Source organism: Phyllobacterium endophyticum (genome assembly GCF_003010935.1).
Taxonomy (GTDB): domain Bacteria; phylum Pseudomonadota; class Alphaproteobacteria; order Rhizobiales; family Rhizobiaceae; genus Phyllobacterium; species Phyllobacterium endophyticum.
This window is the reverse complement of sequence record NZ_PGGN01000003.1, coordinates 74,418-92,898: the sequence shown is the minus strand read 5'-3', so window position 1 is coordinate 92,898 and position 18,481 is coordinate 74,418. Positions and strand designations below refer to the sequence as shown.

At 54.4% G+C, this 18,481-nt stretch carries 16 protein-coding genes and 1 pseudogene; 12 read left to right on the top strand and 5 right to left on the bottom strand.

What is annotated here, in order from left to right:
- The first annotated feature begins 188 nt into the window (after positions 1-188).
- From CU100_RS14635 to CU100_RS14610, 6 genes and pseudogenes are all read left to right on the top strand, one after another.
- A complete protein-coding gene (locus CU100_RS14635) occupies positions 189-1,025 on the top strand; it encodes a DODA-type extradiol aromatic ring-opening family dioxygenase (RefSeq protein ID WP_170113845.1) in 837 nt (278 codons plus the stop codon).
- On the top strand, positions 1,022-1,288 hold the full coding sequence (locus CU100_RS14630) for a hypothetical protein (protein WP_106717360.1): 267 nt from the start codon (positions 1,022-1,024) through the stop codon (positions 1,286-1,288). The genes CU100_RS14635 and CU100_RS14630 overlap by 4 nt, the downstream gene beginning before the upstream one ends.
- 118 nt (positions 1,289-1,406) lie before the next feature.
- Positions 1,407-2,690, top strand: a complete 1,284-nt coding sequence (locus tag CU100_RS14625) for an MFS transporter (protein WP_170113844.1) — start codon at positions 1,407-1,409, stop codon at positions 2,688-2,690.
- 28 nt (positions 2,691-2,718) lie between these two features.
- On the top strand, positions 2,719-3,534 hold the full coding sequence (locus CU100_RS14620) for an SDR family NAD(P)-dependent oxidoreductase (RefSeq protein ID WP_106717358.1): 816 nt from the start codon (positions 2,719-2,721) through the stop codon (positions 3,532-3,534).
- A 134-nt stretch (positions 3,535-3,668) separates the two neighbouring features.
- Positions 3,669-4,934: pseudogene (locus CU100_RS14615) on the top strand (malic enzyme-like NAD(P)-binding protein); the annotation flags it as partial.
- Positions 4,935-5,063: 129 nt separating this feature from the next.
- Positions 5,064-5,303, top strand: coding sequence for a hypothetical protein (locus tag CU100_RS14610; protein WP_106717357.1), 240 nt, complete (start codon positions 5,064-5,066; stop codon positions 5,301-5,303).
- Here CU100_RS14610 and CU100_RS14605 read toward each other — a convergent pair.
- From CU100_RS14605 to ugpB, 3 genes are all read right to left on the bottom strand, one after another.
- Positions 5,297-6,124, bottom strand: a complete 828-nt coding sequence (locus CU100_RS14605) for an EamA family transporter (RefSeq protein WP_106717356.1) — start codon at positions 6,122-6,124, stop codon at positions 5,297-5,299. The genes CU100_RS14610 and CU100_RS14605 overlap by 7 nt on opposite strands.
- Positions 6,121-7,032, bottom strand: a complete 912-nt coding sequence (locus tag CU100_RS14600; protein WP_106717355.1) for a ribokinase — start codon at positions 7,030-7,032, stop codon at positions 6,121-6,123. The genes CU100_RS14605 and CU100_RS14600 overlap by 4 nt, the downstream gene beginning before the upstream one ends.
- A 727-nt stretch (positions 7,033-7,759) precedes the next feature.
- Entirely contained in the window at positions 7,760-9,052 is a 1,293-nt protein-coding gene (gene ugpB, locus CU100_RS14595; protein ID WP_170113843.1) for a sn-glycerol-3-phosphate ABC transporter substrate-binding protein UgpB, read from the bottom strand.
- A 148-nt stretch (positions 9,053-9,200) separates the two neighbouring features.
- Here ugpB and gcvA point away from each other — a divergent pair, with 148 nt between their 5' ends.
- The 6 genes from gcvA (at position 9,201) to CU100_RS14565 (ending at position 14,884) form a co-directional block, all read left to right on the top strand.
- The gene (gene gcvA / locus CU100_RS14590; protein WP_106717353.1) at positions 9,201-10,136 is read left to right on the top strand and encodes a transcriptional regulator GcvA; all 936 of its coding nucleotides are present in this window, start codon (positions 9,201-9,203) and stop codon (positions 10,134-10,136) included.
- 132 nt (positions 10,137-10,268) lie between these two features.
- Positions 10,269-11,156, top strand: a complete 888-nt coding sequence (gene ugpA, locus CU100_RS14585) for a sn-glycerol-3-phosphate ABC transporter permease UgpA (RefSeq protein ID WP_106717352.1) — start codon at positions 10,269-10,271, stop codon at positions 11,154-11,156.
- Between the two features lie 5 nt (positions 11,157-11,161).
- Positions 11,162-12,079 carry an ABC transporter permease subunit gene (locus CU100_RS14580; RefSeq protein WP_106717351.1) on the top strand — a complete coding sequence of 306 codons (918 nt, stop codon included), beginning with the start codon at positions 11,162-11,164 and terminating at the stop codon, positions 12,077-12,079.
- Between the two features lie 10 nt (positions 12,080-12,089).
- Positions 12,090-12,980 (top strand): endonuclease/exonuclease/phosphatase family protein, encoded by an 891-nt coding sequence (locus tag CU100_RS14575; protein ID WP_106717350.1) that lies wholly within the window; start codon positions 12,090-12,092, stop codon positions 12,978-12,980.
- Between the two features lie 567 nt (positions 12,981-13,547).
- A complete protein-coding gene (locus CU100_RS14570) occupies positions 13,548-14,411 on the top strand; it encodes an alpha/beta fold hydrolase (RefSeq protein WP_106717349.1) in 864 nt (287 codons plus the stop codon).
- Between the two features lie 122 nt (positions 14,412-14,533).
- A complete protein-coding gene (locus tag CU100_RS14565) occupies positions 14,534-14,884 on the top strand; it encodes an AraC family ligand binding domain-containing protein (protein ID WP_106717348.1) in 351 nt (116 codons plus the stop codon).
- Between the two features lie 954 nt (positions 14,885-15,838).
- Here the strand turns inward: CU100_RS14565 and CU100_RS14560 are convergent.
- Together CU100_RS14560 and CU100_RS14555 are read right to left on the bottom strand one after the other, a co-directional pair.
- Positions 15,839-16,879: a sensor histidine kinase gene (locus tag CU100_RS14560; protein WP_106717347.1), complete on the bottom strand. Its 1,041-nt coding sequence runs from the start codon at positions 16,877-16,879 to the stop codon at positions 15,839-15,841.
- Entirely contained in the window at positions 16,879-18,321 is a 1,443-nt protein-coding gene (locus tag CU100_RS14555; protein WP_170113885.1) for an ATPase domain-containing protein, read from the bottom strand. The genes CU100_RS14560 and CU100_RS14555 overlap by 1 nt, the downstream gene beginning before the upstream one ends.
- Between the last annotated feature and the right edge of the window lie 160 nt (positions 18,322-18,481).

Below are 18,481 nucleotides of genomic sequence, written 5' to 3'. Positions count from 1 at the left end.
CGCCCGAGCGCCGACCGCCCTAGCTGACGGCCGGGTTAAGGGCGATCAGGTCGACGCGCCATTCACATTTTCAGACATCTGAAAATCCTCGCCATAGTCTCTGATCGAAACAGACAATACCGTCACCCTTCAATGAAGCGGTCCCAATGGCCGGACACTTGCTCGCGCGATGAAGGAGAATGAAGGCAGTGGCTGAACTTGTGGCAGTGTATGCCGTCCCACACACACCGAGCTTTGTCGCCGACGCACAGCGCGACGGCGAGAATTCGGAGGCGGTGCGTTATTTTGCGGAAATTCGTAACCATCTCGAGGCTTCGAAGCCGGATGTTATTGTGACGGTTAACAACGATCACTTCAACACGTTCTTCTTTGACAATTGGCCAACATTTGCCATCGGCACTGCCGAGATGACGGCTGGACCTAACGATCAGACCCCTGGAATGCCTTGGTACAACATTCGGGTGGAGGCCACCGCCGCCAAACATATCTTGTCGAGCTTAATAGGCGCGGGCTTCGATTTCTCTTCCACAGTCGATTTCGAAATCGACCACGGCGCGCTCGTACCTCTCCATTTCCTTACTCCGAAAATGCATATTCCGATCGTGCCCATCTTTGTAAACTGTGTCGTGCCGCCACTCCCTGCCGCGCAACGCTGCTTTGCCTTGGGCCGCGCGCTGGCTGAGGCAATCCGCTCTTGGGACAAAGATGCGCGCGTTGTGATTGTCACAAGCGGTTCTCTCAGCCTGGAAATTGGAGGCCCAAGAGTGGAGGTGGACAAGACCTTCGGCGTACCCGACCCGGCCTGGGCAGCATGGATTCTCGAAGAGATCAGAGGGGTGCGGTACGATGAAATCCTCTCACAGGCGAGCGAGCCGCGCATGCTGCAGGCAGGCAATGTTGCCGGTGAACTTCTCAACTGGATCATCGCGCTGGGAACGATCAAACCTTCCGCTCCGACGATCATGATAGACCAGCCGCAGCTCGGCAATGCTTTCGCAGCCTGGGACGCGAGGAGCGAGCGATGAATATCTATCTCATCCATACCCTTTGCCGGCGCATTCTTCATGACAAGGAGTTCCGCAAGCGTGTCCTGACATCGCCCGAAGCTGCCCTCCAGACGATGCCGTTCTCCCAGGATGAACGGGCAGCGCTTTTATCTGGGGACGTCGGACGTTTGAACCGCGCAGGCGCATCCGGCTTCCTGCTTCTGATCTTATCGCGGTTCGAAGTATTCGGCTTGGCTCTGCCGATCTTCAATCGTCGTATGCGCACCGGGGCGCCGGACTAAACCGCTCGGGTGACTTCGAGCGAATTCACAATAATAGATAGACGGATTGGAGCAGCCCTTTCAAGGGGCTGTCGCCGGAGGAAATCTCGTCGTCTGCAGGCTCATGATGGAGGATGAAATGAGCGAACGACAAGTTCAAAGCATAGGCCCTGTTCAACGACGAGCACTCTTTAGCAGCTTTATCGGCTGGATGTTCGACGGTTTTGAAACCAGTACCCTGATTTTGGTGGGCGGCGTTGCCGCTATGTCACTGCTGGGCAATCCAACACCCGAAGAAATCAGGATGGCGGTTGGTATCGCCATCGGCGCCACTCTTTTGGGGTGGGCCGCAGGCGGCACGATCGGGAGCATCATGGCAGACCGTATTGGCCGCAAGAAGATGCTGATGATATCGATCGTCGGCTACTCTGCGCTGACGGCGCTGACCGCGTTCAGCCCTACATGGACGATACTGATCGCTCTGCGCTTTCTGACGGGCATGTTTCTGGGATCTGAGTGGAGCACCGGAACCGCACTTGTGGCTGAAACCTGGCCGGATCGATCACGCGCCAAAGCCCTTGGCATAATGCAATCCGGATACGGTTTTGGATTTTTCCTCGCCGCCGGCCTGTGGCTGTGGATCCAGCCACATTGGGGACCGGAAGCATGGCGCTTGATGTTCGTCATTGGCGTGCTGCCCGCATTTCTTCTCTTGTACATCCGCCGGAAGGTCCCGGAGTCGAAGCTTTGGTTGGAGGCAGTCCGTGAGCAGGCGTCTGGTGAAACCATATCAGCAAAACACCAATCCGGCCTGACTAGGCTCTTTGGCGACCCGGAAGGACTGAAGCGCGCAGTTGCCACCTTGGTAATGGCAGCTGTAACCGTATCTGTATTTTACGGGATATCGGCGCTTATCGGCCCCTATATCGGTGCCCTCGCGGCAAAGGAAGGTCTGACTGCAAGTTCATGGGCATCCATGAGTGCGCTCGTGTACAACGGCGGATCCATTGTCGGCTACATATCCGCAGGCTTCATCGCCGATCGCATCGGTCGCAAGCCTTACATGCTGATCATGTTTAGTGGCGCAATCATTGCAGGCGTGATCCAAGCCTTTGTGCCCGAAACGCTGACGTGGTCATTGGTCTCGGTCTTTATTCTAGGAATGTTTACGCTTGGCGTCTTTTCCTGGATGCCGATCTATCTGCCCGAACTCTTCAAGACGAAAATCCGCTCAACCGCCTCAGGCATCGTCTTCAATCTCGCCCGGCTGGTCTCGTTCCCTTTGCCGATCATGACAGCTTTCCTGTTTTCGACCTTGGGCGGCTACCACATGACGGTCCTCTCGATGGTCCTTCTCTATGTCGTCGCGATTTTTGCGCTTTGGTTCTTGCCGGAGACCCGCGGCAAGCCCCTGCCCAACTGATGAACCTAATTCAATAAGGAGATGTAAGATGGACCTCGAAATCCAAGGTAAGACAGCAGTCGTGACCGGAGCAAGCGCCGGGATCGGCTTTGCGGTTGCGGAAGAACTTCTGGCCAATGGCACTCGTGTGCTGATCATCGCGAGAGACGAGGGGCGGCTGGCGGACGCGGCCAATAAGCTCGCATTGACGGCGGCTGGCCGTGCCAGCGACATCGTCGCCCTGGCCGCAGACGTCTCCAAGCCGCAATCAGCTCAGCTCATCGTCGATCGTGCTATCGAGACGTTCGGCGGGCTCGATATCCTGGTCAACAATGCTGGGCGCGCTCACGCCGGCGGGCTCCTGACTTCGACGGATAAAGACTGGGAAGATATGACTGGCGTCAAGCTGACCTCCATGAGGCGGCTTTGCAAGGCGGCAATTCCCCATATGCAGAAGAGAAAATGGGGCCGTATTGTCAATATGTCCTCTATCGGAGGTATCTACCCCAATCCTAAGCTCTTCGTTTCTCACGTCCTGAGCGGAGCCATCAACAACCTGACTAAATCACTTGCGCTGGAAGTTGCAAAGGACGGCATCCTTGTGAACGCGATCGGAATTGGCGCGGTGGCAACTGACAACTGGGCGAATAATATGGTACCTGCGGTTCGCCGGGCGCGCGCAGACTTTGCGGATCTGTCGGATGACGACGTGATTGCTCGCATCTCCGCTGAATGCACTCCAGTTGGCCGAGCTGGCTCGGCTCGCGAAATTGCAGCAATTGCAGCATTCCTGAGCTCCAACAGGAACGGCTTCGTCACCGGCGATACAATCGAGGCGTCCGGCGGCGCTGACCGCTTCATGTAACTCCACAGGCCCCCGTCGCCTGCCTGAGCTTGGAGGCGATACGGTAGGTCAGCCATCCCATCGCGCCCGGCCCCCTTCAGCCGGGCACGATGAAAGCCATTCCAGATCATTATCTATTTTTCGGAGTTATCACGATGAGCAAGATCAATATCACCGCTGAGGAAGCTCTTGCGTATCATCGCGAACCCAGCCCTGGAAAATTCCAAATCGTCGCTTCCAAGCCGTTGAGGACACCACGCGACTTGTCGCTGGCCTACAGCCCAGGCGTGGCTCACCCGGTTCATGCCATCGCAAAATGCCCTGACGCTGCTTACAATTATACCGTAAAAGGGAACATGGTAGCAGTCATCTCGAACGGTACGGCAATCCTCGGTCTCGGTAATCTCGGCGCCCTTGCTTCCAAACCTGTGATGGAAGGCAAAGCTGCGCTTTTCAAACTCTTCGCGGATATCAATGCCATCGACATCGAGCTCGACTCGGAAAAGGTCGACGAGCTGGTCAAGGCGATCCATTTGATGCAGCCGACGTTTGGCGGCATCAACCTGGAGGATATCAAGGCTCCTGAATGCTTCCTGATTGAGGAGCAACTGAAGGAAATACTGGACATCCCGGTTTTTCACGACGACCAGCACGGAACGGCTGTTGTCTGTGCCGCCGGTTTGATAAATGCGCTGAAGCTCGCCGGCAAGACGATCGACAACGCTAAAATCGTGCTCAACGGCGCCGGTGCTGCTGGAATTGCGTGCTTAAAACTATTGCATGCGATGGGTGCTCGTCCGGAAAACACCATCCTGTGCGACTCACAGGGGACCGTCTGGTCCGGTCGCGAAAATGGTATGAACCGCTGGAAGTCCGAACTGGCAGTCGAGACCTCCGCAAGAACATTGCCAGAGGCGCTGGTCGGAGCCGACGTTTTCATCGGGGTTTCTGTCAAGGGTGCCCTGACGAAACAGATGGTGTGCGCCATGGGCAATGATCCAATTATCTTTGCCTTGGCAAATCCAGACCCCGAGATCACCCCGGAGGAAGCTCTTGAGGCTCGCAGCGATGCGATTGTTGCAACCGGTCGATCCGACTATCCCAATCAGGTGAACAATGTTCTCTGCTTCCCCTACATCTTCCGGGGAGCGCTCGATGCGAAAGCAAGAGAAATCAACGACGAGATGAAGATTGCGTGCGCGGTCGCTCTTGCTCACCTTGCTCGCGCGACGGTGCCAGGGAGCGTCAAGCGCATTCACGGCAAAGATCTCTCGTTTGGTCGAGACTATATCATTCCATCGCCATTCGATCCCCGGCTGTTGAGTGAGGTTGCACCTGCCGTCGTGCGGGCAGCTTTTGAAACCGGAGCGTCGCGGAATGCGATAGACCTTGACGAATACCAGAACGCGCTGAGGCTTCGCATGGTCTAAGAGGAGGAGCGTTCTGCTTGCGGAACGTTCACCGCGAAGACTGGCCTTCGCATCGATGCATTCTTCGCCGGCGTGGGTGTTGTGATGTAGCGCCTTGAGAAGAGCGAACATGCAGATGTCGTGGTTTTGACACAGCCTGTGATCGCCGAGCTCGGCGGCCGCGGCCTCATTGCCGGCGTATTTCTCGCGACGATCGGCGCGGCCGCGACCTTGCTCGCCGTGAAAACCGGCTATCCGCCCTCAGGCGTGCAGAACCGCGAAAATCTGGAGGCAGCGCTCAAGGCCGCCGCGATCCATGTGCCGGATTTCGAACGACGGTGGGCCAGCATATGCAGTATCCTTGCGGTCATAGATCAATGAACCAAGCATGCTGCTCCAATAGCTATCGCGAAACATGAAGCCATTCGGCGTATCGTCAGGGTCTCCTTTAAAAAGAACTTTCCAAGTAGGGCCGCAAAGAGGACACTGGTTTCCCGCAAAGCGGAGACTACACCCATCGCATCATATTGCATGGCCCATATTACGATTCCGTAGGCAAACAATGAAACGACTCCCCCCGTCATCGCCATAACGGTTTGGCTCCTGGTGTAAGTTGGAGGCCTTCGCCGTAATATGAAAAAGATGACCGGCATGGTAATGCTCCATAGGAAAAACATGCTGGCCGTGTACGAAACACTGTTGCCGGAGAGCCGCACGCCAATCCCATCAACCACGGTATACGCACCTATAAGAACGCCTGTTGTTAGAGCCGCGGGCAGAAAATCTTTGCGCATCTTCCTTCCTTGGAAAGCCAAAGAAAGAATTCCGCCTGAGACCAATGCAACGCCAAAACACGACACCATATCGAGTTTCTCTTGGGCGAAAAAGGCGGCCGCCAATGCGACTAAAACGGGTGATGAACCTCTGGAAACGGGGTAAGTTTGGCCAAGATCCCCGGAACGATAGGTGCGTACCAATGATAGGTTATAGCCGATGTGGATGATCGCTGACGCTATGACATAAGGCCAACTGGCGGGATTCGGCAAAGGTACAAAGACAAGAGTAATTCCTGCCACGACTGTAATGGTCATCATCATCAACGTCATTGACCAAAGTGGATCGCGTCCCCCGCGAAGGACTGCATTCCAGCAGGCATGCATCACAGCGGCACACATCACACAACCGAGAACGAGAGGGGTCATACCGCTTGCTCCCGTCTGATTGTGTGCCGTGTCTGGTGACGCAACGCTTGAACCAGCCCGGAGCGCGGCGCCGCTTGTGGCCCGGCAACAGTGCAGATTGCGCTGCCGTACGCAACAGCCAATTCCAGACATAGTTCGGGAGAGTTTCCAGCTTGCAGCGCAGCGACAAACGCACCAATCGCCGCGTCGCCGGCCCCTATCGTATCAACTACTCTTATTTGTGGTGCTTGAACGCTGACCATCGTGCCCTGGTGAGCCAATAATGCACCGGCAGCTCCAAGCGTGCAGACAATGGTGAGATCGTAGGCAGCGCTAAGGGCGGCCACCTTGTCCCTCAGCGACCCTGCCGATGATCCAGCAACGATTGCGAGCTCCCCTTCGTTCACTATCAGGAGGGCAACTGCTTCGAGAAGTTCATCAGGCAGTGGCAAGGGCGGCGCAACATTGAGAACCACCATGGCCCCTGCCCGCTTTGCTTGTGTTGCTGCCTCAACTACGGCAGCTAGCGGGATCTCAAACTGCATCAGCAAGATGTCACCCGCTTGGACGTTCAGCCGTTTCGGATCAACAAGTGCGTTGGCACCCGGCACCACGACAATTGTGTTTTCTCCCATTTGATTGACTGTAACAAAAGCTGCACCTGTTCTCGCTTCGACGGTCTGCAGATGCGCGAGCGAAACCCCGCTGTGGTCGAGCGCAGCGGTGGCCTCAGCAGCGTATCTGTCGCCCCCGATGGCGCCTACAAACGAAACAGTTCCCCCGCACCGTCTCGCGGCCAGCGCCTGATTGGCACCCTTGCCTCCGGGAGAAGTGCTGAAGGACTTTGCCTGGACGGTCTCGCCAGACTCTGGAAAACGCGATGTATTGGTGATGAAATCGACGTTAATGGAGCCGAATACTGTAATCATGTAGCTATCTCCGGCGACATCTCGAACCGGCGCCGCTGATTGTCGAATACCTGGATTGAATTGAATGATAAATTTGTGGGTTTAAGCCTTGGATCTGAGTTTGGCGAAGCCACCCAGTCATTCGACCATCGATTGATCCCCGTCGGCGCGCTGCTTGAACAGATGTCGTTACGCCTGGGTTTAGTTGAGTAATCCCTGTTTGAAGGATATGACCTCTGATGTTCGCGGTTGAACGTACGTAACCCTTCCACCTTTTTCGCTCCTTAGCTGTGGCTGACCTCTGTGGTTAGCTGGCAAACACCAGGGAGCCAAACGCTGTGTTTTCACAAGCTCTATGAGGGATTGCTCATCTTGACGAAGATGCGTGGGTCCAAAGAACCGGAACAATATTTCTGCAGCAAAGCAGCTTGCAAGAAACGCAGGTCCGCTTACCAACGGCCATAAAAGGTCACTGCGCCTGGTCCAGTCTTACCGAGCGCTGCGTCAAAAAATGACCTGACGGCCACCGTATCTCCAGCAACCACAGTCGGACTTACTCACGTACAAGCGATCCACCGTCATTTGATGAGATCATCAACGATGTCGACCATGGATTGTACCGTGGTGCGCTCATTCAAATCGGCTCCGCGGCCGTTCTGAAACAATTGCAGGGCAAGCCCGTGCTTGCCCTACAAGGCCATTGTTGACGGATAAAGTCGCCGTCACCTGTTGGCCATTCTCTATAAATCTAAAGTCTTGCAGCCCTTACGAAGCGCTGAATTACTTCGTCGCCTCTTCGCACCGCGTCGTCCAAGCCTTGTTGCGCCGTCTTCTTCTGAGACCAGATATTTTCAAGTTCCTCATCCAAGATATCTGTGATCTTTCCATAATCGCCTATGCGAAATCCGCGGCTATTGTCGGTTTGGGGACCCCGCAAGAGTTGTTTAATGGCAATTTCCTGGATTGGTTTTTGCTTATAGTATTGTTTTTCTGATGCATATTCGTAGGCCTTTCTGGTGATGGGCACGTAGCCCGACTTATCGTGCCAATCAAATTGTTTCTCCGGAGTTGCAAGGAAGGCAAAAAACTCAGCTACGCCCTTGTAGACTTCCGGCGAAAACCCCTTCATCACATACATAGAACCGCCGCCAACTTGCGTGTTCAGCTGCTTGACACCCGGTTCGGAAGGATAAGGGGCGGCATCAAATCTGAACTTTGCGTTGGTGGTAATTCCACCAAGGCCGGCTGACGACTCGATAAACATCGGGCATTTCTGACTGTAGAACGCTTCGTTGGCGCCCTGCCAACTCCGCCCTGTGTATGTGAAAATACCCTCTTTGGCCCAATCCTGAAGTTGGGAAATGTGGTTTACCAAGCTTGTCTTGTTGAACAGTAGTTTGACGTTGAAGCCATCCATGCCATTGGCTTCGGTGGCCAAGGGAATATCGTTTGCAAAACTGTAGGCCTCTACTTGGCTGTAGATCTGCCATGAAACTGTGAATCCACAGGGATATCCGGCAGCCTTAAGTTTACGTGCTGCTTCGCCGACTTCTGTCCACGTCTGGGGGGATCCTTCAATACCGGCCTTGTCGAAGGCGTCTCGATTAATCCAAAGAATTGGCGCCGATGCGTTGAAGGGCATGCTGACGATCTTTCCGGACGGATCGCGATATATATTCAAGACCGAGGGGATAAAATCCGCCCAATCAATCTGGTATCCGCTCTCCTTGACGAGATCTTCAACCGGTACGATGGCACCGGAAAGCATCATGGTCAGCGTGAGGTTGCCGAGCACCTCAGTGATGGCCGGTTGTTTTTTTGCCCGATAGGCGGCGATCGTAGCATTCAGGGTCTCGTAGTATGTGCCTTTGTAAGTGGCAACGACCTGGTATTTAGCTTGGCTCGCATTGAATTCTTCGGCAAAGCGTTCCATGGTCTTACCGATCAGGCTGTCGGATGGATGCGAATGCCACCATTGGATCTGGATCGGCTCTGCGCGCGCGCCATATGCAAGGCAGACGCCCAATGCCAGCGCCATCATTCTAACAACTCGAAAAAACATTTCTTCCCCCTTGTGTGTTTTGTGGTGCGAGCCCCAATCGTGGCAGCAAAATTTCTTGATTTACAAACGAAAAGGATTCAGCACTCTGTTGAGCGTTTGTTCATCTATGTAGTCACGAGGAAAAAAGTTGGTTGTACATCTCCCACCCGCCGCGGCGTTGCGCGCGTTTGAAGCTGCTGCGCGCCACAACAGTTTTACAGCCGCCGCGAATGAACTGAACATCACCCCGAGCGCGGTCAGCCATCAGTTGCGGCATTTGGAGGACCTGTGGCAGATGCCTCTTTTCACCAGGACGCGAAAACTGTCGCTTACTTTTGCTGGTCAGCAGCTTGCCCCCATCGTCAGGCAATTTTTGAACTCGTTGGAAGATACGCTCGCAGATTTGCGCAGCCCGGACTTGGTTGAACCATTGAGGGTCAGTCTCACCCAATCATTCGCAGTAAAATGGCTGCTTCCAAGGTTGCCCGAGTTCTCCGAAAATACACCCAATGTGAACATCTGGATATCAACGACAGACCAACTCGCGCGATTTGACGTTGAAGACATCGATGTCGCAATTCGTTTGGGAACTGGCCCTTATTATCCTCTTCACGCCGAGCCCTTGCTTCGGGAGTATATCTTTCCGGTCGCGAGTCCGAAATTGATTGGGCAGTACGGTGAAGTCATAAACACCTCGGACATTCTGCGTTATCCGCTGATCTTGCGATCTGGCAATAGTGCCGTGCCGCGATGGGAGCTCTGGTTCGAAAAACTCGGCTTCGACTACGTGGTGCCATCCTCAGGACCAAGATTTCCCGACACGGCCATGACTATAGAAGCGGCCGTTGCGGGCCAGGGTGTAGCGCTTGTCAGAAGTGCTCACATCACGGATGAATTGGCGTCGGGTAGACTGGTAAAGCTTTCCAAGATGTCGGTTCCCTCGCCGCTAGTCTATCACTTCGTCTGTGCTTCCGGCGCAGAAAAGCGCCCGAAAGTTGCTGCATTCAAATCCTGGATACTAAAGCACGCTGCTGTTGCCCAAGCGCTTTACGACGAGCGGGACGGTGGCAACAGTTCAGATTAAGGAGGTTTGAGCCAGGATTCGCAACATGAGGATTCCTTCATAGCCGTTGTGAAAACACGTCGTTTGGCTAGTACGCCCTTACGAGGTACACCCAAGGCATAATCATGAAAAGCTACGGGAGGAGCGGACGGTATGGATGGGTCAAGTACGTTCAACGGCCATAAAATGTTGCCCTATATCTTACTGGCACCGCAAGCGATTATCTTGATTGTTTTCTTTTTCTGGCCCGCCGGTCAGGCGGTAAAAGAGGCGTTCTTTATCACTGACCCGTTTGGCCAATCATCACAATTTGTCGCCTTCGAAAACTTCCACTATCTCTTGGGCAACGCGGAGTACTATGAGGCGATCTACAACAGTGTCGCCTTTGCAGTTGCAGTAACCGTTCTATCGATGGGAACTGCTTTCGTACTTGCATTCATTGTAGACCGCACCACCCGCGGGAAAATGCTCACCCGTACTCTCCTTATCTGGCCATATGCAGTTGCCCCCGCGATCGCAGGCATTTTGTGGCTCTTTCTGTTTCATCCCACATACGGGGCCATTGCCAATCTTCTGATTTCAGCAGGCTGGGATTGGAACCCGCTGCTCAATGGCACTCAGGCATTTTGGTTGGTCGTCGGGGCCGCCGCGTGGAAACAGATCAGCTATAACTTCGTCTTCTTTCTTGCGGGTTTTCAAGCCATTCCTAAGTCACTTCTGGAGGCCGCTGCCATCGACGGGGCGGGCGTGATCCGCAGGACCGTTTCAATTGTGTTGCCACTGATGGCGCCCACGACATTTTTTCTCATTACGATGAACGTCGTTTATGCATTTTTTGAAACGTTCGGGCTGATTGATGCAATTACGTCTGGAGGACCAGGCGGCGCCACCATGACATTGGTGTACCGCGTCTATCTTGATGGTTTCAAATCGCACGATATTGGGGGCTCGGCGGCGCAATCAGTCATCCTCATGGTAATCGTCGGTGGGCTCACGTTCATCCAGTTCGCTTACATCGAAAAACGCATATCGTACCGGTAACAGCCATGATCGAGAACACCCGAACCTTTGACCATGCATGCGGCGTGATCCTCATCATCGGTATCGCAGCTGTCTGCTTCCCAATCTACTACGCATTCATAGCGGCCTCGATGCCTCCGGGGAGCGAACGGGATGCCGCAAAGCTCATCCCAGGCCCGGCCTTGTTCCAAAATCTGGAGGCCGCATGGATTAACCGCGATCTGGGTCGACAGCTATTTAACTCGTTAATCATGGCGGCTGGAATTACCGTCGGGAAGCTTTTTGTATCGATCCTATCGGCTTTCGCTATTGTTTATTTCCGCTTCCGCTTCCGAATGATAGCTTTCTACGCAATTTTTATAACGCTGATGTTGCCGATTGAGGTTCGTATCGGACCAACTTACAGCGTGGCCGCCAACATTCTTGATCCCGTCATTTCGCTGAGCCATGTCACCGGACTGAATGCCCTGATATCGATGATCCTTGGACGTGATTTCTCGATATCTGCGGAATGGAGCTTACTTGATAGTTATCCAGGATTGATTTTGCCGCTGATAGCATCAGCGACAGGTACATTTCTGTTCCGACAATTCTTCATGACAATCCCGCCTGAGCTCTGCGAGGCCGCACAACTCGACGGCGCCGGCCCGATCAGGTTTCTGTGGAGCATCCTCTTACCCATGTCTCGCACGCCCCTTGCTGCATTGTCCGTCATCGTTTTTATCTACGGTTGGAATCAATATCTTTGGCCACTGTTGATCACCACCGACCCGGCGATGACTACCGCTCTGATTGGTATTGCAAAGTCGTTGCCATCATCCGACGCGGAGGCGCCGTGGAGTATCACCATGGCCGGGGCCCTCATCGTTACATTTCCGCCCGTGCTCGTAGTTCTGGTCCTGCAGCGCTGGTTCGTCCGTGGCTTGGTTGAATCCGAAAAATAGGCAAGTTAAAATGAAAATCATCTCTTACAACATACAGTTTAGTCTCGGACGCAACCGGCAATACGACATCGAAAAAATTGCGGACACTATCAGGGGCGGCGATATCATCGCGCTTCAGGAGGTGGAACGGCTTTGGGACAGGTCAGGCAATGTTGATCAGCCCGCAGAACTTGCCCGATTATTGCCCAATCATTTTGTCGCATTTGGCGCGACAATAGATATCCTGAAAGGGGGCTACCTTCAGGATGGAGCGGCAGACAATCGCCGTCGCCAGTTTGGCAATATGATCCTATCGCGCTATCCGATTTTGACAGTGAGAAATCATCTTTATCCAAAGTTCGGCGCGCTGGAACAGCACAGCATTCAGCGTGGTGCGATTGAAGCGACGATAGAAACTCCGCTGGGTTTAATACGCGTCTATTCAACCCACCTTTGTCACCTGTCACCGCGTCAACGTGGCATACAAATCCAGCGATTGCTTGAGGTCAACCAAAACGCTCCTTCTGAAGGCTCCGTCGACTCGGGTGTCAATCTGACCAATGGCTGGAACGAAAAATTATTGCCTGCGCCTCCCACCGAAGCGATCTTACTCGGTGATTTTAATCTCGAAAGCACAGAATGCGAATACGATCTTATCGTGGGTCCCATGTCAGCGATACCCAACCGCGAAACGCAGCGATTAAATGGCTTCGGAACTTTCGTCGACGCATGGGTTGCTGCCGGTCATGATGAGCGTTCTGGCGTCACGCTTTTCAAGGATGTGCAGGCTGGTATTGGTCCGCGTATCGACTACTGCTTCGTGACGCCTGGCTTGGCCAAGCGAGTCAAGGCTGCCCACATTGATGCGGAGGCTGACGGGTCGGATCATCAACCTCTGCACGTCGAGATGGCATCGGAGTGATGCGTTTATCGATCCTGTCCTGAAGAGCATACTACACGATGTGACTCTGCTGACCTCCACATTTGCACAGTTAGAAAATATATCCGGTACTTTTACGGTTTGAATAGATCAGCGCTTCCCGTTGGCCGTTGCCCAGGCAAGAGACGTGCCCGCGCTGGCTGTCGGAAAATTCGTGCAGAAAACGATCGGGCCATCGAGACGTAAAGAGACCGACACCCTCTAAAAGCTCGCCGACACGCTGGCGGGCTTGCGAAGCTGTCGCGTGCCCATGGGTGACGATTGGTCCTGTAATCGCCTGGCCGGGATGTGCGGATTGCGGCTTTAGAATAGGTCCCGAAAGATCATCTGCGCTTCGCGGATATCGGTGAAGATTTGCCCGCTTTGAGAAAATTCTTGCTATCGATGCGCACGTCACTGGAAATTGCGTCCGTCAGGCGGATGATCGAGCGGCCGGGGGTGGGCTTACCGCCCTCATAAATTTCACGATCCATTCTGTCAGTAGTGAACGGAACCCATCGCGAACCTTCCCATTAGGCCATCGATGTCCTCAATGAAGAAGGAAGAAGCATGACAAGCGGGCTTGTACATCACAAAGAACTGAACCTAGATGGCATCAAGATTTTCTATCGCGAGGCTGGGCCGAGAGACGCGCCGGTCATCCTGCTTCCCCATGGTTATCCGTGTTCATCTTATGAGTTTCGCAACTACATGCCTCCGCTGGCTGACAGGTGGCGGCTAATTGCGCCGGATTTTCCTGGCTGCGGTTACAGTGATACGCCAGAGGAATTCGACTACACCTTTGACGGCTACACTGATTTTCTGGAACGTTTCACGGCGAAACTCGGACTTAGCAAATTCACCCTGTATCTCCATGACTTCGGATCACAGATTGGATTACGGTTCGCCATCAGTCGCCCCGATTCAATCGCATCATTGATCATCCAGAATGGCGACATCTACGAAGATGTTTTGGGGCCAAAATATTCAACCTTGAAAGCAATCTGGGAAAAAAACCCTGAGAATAGCTTTGCAGAAATCAGGCAGGGCATCTCCAAGGAAGAGTTCCAACGTGAATTCCTCAACGATGTTCGACCAGAACTGGCGGCCGCGATTGCGCCCGATCTTTGGATGCTGCATTGGTCGTTAATGACCGATCGACGGAAAGATATATCGGCCCATATCATCGCTGGATTAAAGGACAATTTAGACTGGTTTCCTCGATATCAAAGTTATCTTCGAGACCATCGGCCGCCAACTCTGATAATCTGGGGGCCGCAAGATGGCTACATGCCTGAAGCATCAGCAAGAGCATATTTGCGAGACTTGCCCGACGCGGAATTGCATTTTTTAGACGGCGGCCATTGGCTGCTGGAAACTAACCTCGACGAAGCTGTGAGCTTGACGCGAAACTTCTTGATTCGTCACGGTTAGAAGCCAACTGAAGCTTTGAAATCACCAAAAGCGCCCGACAGTCGTAATCTCGGAGCGAGGGAACCGGACAGTCATCGGGCCGTTTTGACGATGAAGCGATCTCGATGCGATGGAGAAAAATCGTGACAGTTTACAAGTTTGCCCTCGCGGATGCGTCTTTCGAGCGTTCACCAGGGCAGCAGGCCGACATCTTTACCGGCAATGTCCTGGACCAACGCCATGGTGGACCGGTAACCGTCGGCTTTGGGCGATACGGACCAAACCAAATCCTCGAAACGACTATTGCAGTACATGACACGATGGTAATCCTTGAAGGGGGGTTATCGGTCACTAGCAATGGGGAAACGTTCAATGCAGGACCAGGCGAAATTATCGCGATGCAGGACGGGGATCGAGTAACGATCCGTTCGCACGAAGACGGAGCAGTGACCGCTTACGTTACCTACCCCCATTGGCAGGAAGCCGAATCTTAGCCCAGGCATGTAGCGAAGTCACTATCCTCTGGTTTATCCGAGACTATTCACCCTGGCCCCGGACCGCGACGGCGTTAGCCCCATGGCCATGCTCTCGCTTATCGTGGATGCGCTGCGCTCTCGCGCCAAGGCGGCATCGGCCCCTATCGGCCTCGTAGGCTGGCGATACAGGTCTCCACGAGCAGCGCAAGCGTCCATAGGGAATGAACTCAGGCTATGTGGCTCGGTTCGCATGAGGTGCAACCGAACTCGCATTGGAGATGTGGAGTTGTTCGCCAGCTTGCAGGAACATCGCAGTGCAAGCCGGCTGCATGCCAGACGGCGCAGCCGCGCAGCCTTGCCGACGAGCGCCATGTCTACTTGCCATCTCGCAGCGACTGCGGTTCACCGAAACGCTTATAGAGCCGGCATCCGGTACTAATCACGGTTATATATCGGTTTGATCGTCGACCAAGAGGAAGGTGCCGGCCCGATTGTAATGCGGGGCGGACAAAGGCCGGCTAAGGCCGATAGCTCCGATGCGAAGGCGTCGAGCGCCCTCCGGTCAGATCCCGTGTAGCATGTTGCGAGGTACAAATAGTTTTCCAGCTGTTCATGTATGACACTGTCTGCATCGTTGTGCACTTCGTTTTCTGCTTTGCGCCCTCATGTCGGCCGTTGAGGTGAGTTTTGCCACCGCCTGAAAGCAGACATTGCCGACGACCACGCTGAGGTCGCGGTTGCGCCAAAACGAGACGCCAGCCACATTTGGCTAAACGTCCAGATATGCTTTGTAGACTGTGTACATTACGCCGAAGTCGAGGTGCTACGTTGATGAAATGGATAGTGCCAGCGAGACCACGCAGCCAATCACAACGTGCCATGTATAGAGACCGTCGCACGCTCCAAGGTGATGAAACGTGAGCTCTCGCAAAAAATCGCAACCGCGAGGCGGCACTCGGCGGAGGCACGGGTTCAGTCTCTTGGTGAAACCTTCGAAAGCGGTCCACTGACAACGCACCGCAGGCCGGCAGGATCAAAAGTCACAAGGGGCTTTTCTCCAAAGACGGCAGCCAGCGCCGCACGCACGTATCTGGTTCCGTAACCCGCCCTCGTCGGCGGCGCGACAACCGGCCCCCCGGTCTCGGCCCACTCAAGGGTCACCGTCTGTGTGTCGGTGGGAGAAATTTCCCAGACCACGCTTACCCTCCCCTCGGGGGTTAAAAGCGCACCATACTTGATGGCGTTTGTCACAAGTTCATGCAGGCATAACGCCAGGGTTGTCCCCGCGTCGCGGGTGAGCATCAGATCAGGCCCTTCGACATAAAACCTATTAGTCCCGTCGGCACGATAAGGCTCCAGAGTGAAGTTTATTATGTCTCTCAGTGCGACGGCGTCGCCCCCTGCTTCGAATACTGCGGAGTGGACGTTGGCTAGCGCGCTCAGGCGGCCTTCAAAATCTGCGGTAAGAGCGTCGATCGTGTCCGAACCGCGGCGGGTCATGCGAAAAATCGATGTCACACTGGCAAGGATATTCTTGACGCGGTGGTTGAGTTCGAAACGAAGTTCCCTTTCCCGCTCTATGGAGTCTCTGACTTCCCGCTGGCGCAACCGGACAAGGAGAGCAGACTGAATGCCGCTCACAAGCTCCAGGGAAGCGACGGGTCTTTGAATGAAAAGTTGGCGTGACCGTGGCCATCGCCTGTCCAATTCCGCTCGGATTCGCGACTGCTGTGCGGATCGATCCAACAGCACAAAAATTGGCAAGTCCGACCAGTTTGGCTGGGTGGTCAAATGGTTTGCGATGGCCTCGATCGTCGGGGGATTCAGCGACTCGTGGGTGGCAATGATCACGCCCGGCGATTGCGGAAGCAACCGCACTAGATCCTCCGTATCGGCACAGGCCCTGACGACCATGCCATGCTCCACGAGCAACATCTCGATATAGGCTGCGTCTTTCCTGTAGGGGGCCAGGACAAGCACCCAGTCCAGTTCGCTGTGATTGCTGGCGTCCATTACGCCTCTGGCAGGGGGTTGTACGCAACAACGGTAACGCCCGAACTTTCGATCAGGAGCTCCCTGACGTCCAGGTCATGCGGACCGTGCCGTTTCTTGACGACCGTAATGCTGCGTCTGAGCTTTCCTTCGTGCTCGGAAATTCTGAGAAGCAGGACCGTGTCTCCAAGGAAGCTGACATCGACGTCAATGCCAACATTTTGCCCAAGCAAACCGTGTTGCGCGACGATCAACATGGTCAGTACGCCCGAACGGGCGAGATATTTCAGCAAAGACTGGATATCGCGCACTGCCTTCTCGCGGTGTGGCAGTGAATTCAGATATCCGGTGAAGCTGTCGATCACAACAACGCGCGACTTCTCCCGGGTGACCACCTCTTGCGCGATCTTGCCAAATTCACCGGGCGATATCTCGTTGGGGTTGAAATCCCGTATGATCAGCTGGCCATCCTTGTGGAACTGGCGCAGGTCCATGCCAAGTCCCTCGGAACGCCGGAAAAACGTTTCCAATCTTTCCTCAAACAGAAAAAGCGCAACGCTCTCGCCCCGTTTCAATGCAGCTGTCGCGTAGAGCGATGACATGGTCGATTTGCCGGTCCCCGACTGGCCGATAACAAGCGTCGTCGTTCCCGACTCCTGTCCGCCGCCAAACATTTCATCGAGGGCTGTAACGCCCGACTTGATCAGCTGCGGTTTGACTGTTTCGGATGCCGCCCCGGGAATTATCCTGGGGTAGATGATAACCCCCTCTCCTTCCCGTATGGCCATATCATGATAGCCGTCGGCAACGGGAACACCGCGCATCTTGCTTACCTCCACCCGGCGACGGACCCCGCCATATTCCTCGAGCGATTTGTCGAAGCGGATGACACCATGGGCAATCCCCTCGACCTCCTCGCCGCTGCGCTCAATTGAGCCGTTCGTCTGTGTATCCAGTAGCAAGGCCACCACCTGCCGCTGCGCCAAGAAAGACTTAAAACCCAACAGTTCTCGTCTAAAGCGCGGGGAATCTCCTGTGATGAGGCGGATTTCCAGAAGCGAGTCATAGACAAGCCTGTGGGGCTTGTGATCTTCAACTGCCTGCTCAACGGCTTTCCGGGTTTCGTCGAGCCGGAGCTCCGTGGTTTGAAAGATCGTTTGATCCGAAGCGCCATTCACAGCATCGGACGCCGACAACTCTTCAACTCTGATACCCTTGAGGCTCCAGCCGTGAGAAATGGCGATCGATTCAAGCTCTGCCGCGGTCTGGGAGAGACTGACGTAAAGGCAGCGTTCCCCGGCATCGACGCCCGCGAGCAGGAACTGTAGCGCTGCAGTTGTCTTGCCCGATCCGGGAGCACCTTGCAGGATGTAAAAATTGGAAGAAGGCAAGCCGCCTCGGAGGATTTCATCCAGGCCGGCAATGCCGGTTTTCACGACAGATTGTTTTTTACGCGTGACCACGTCGATCGAATCCATTTCATTGAAATCAAGTAAGGGGAGACCGCCAGACGGCTGCTGCAAACGCTTCCGCTTTATATTCCACATTGACCATCGTCAACATAGCGATCGACAGCATCCGCATTCACACGCCCCTCAAGTCGCTATATGGCCACCTCCATCA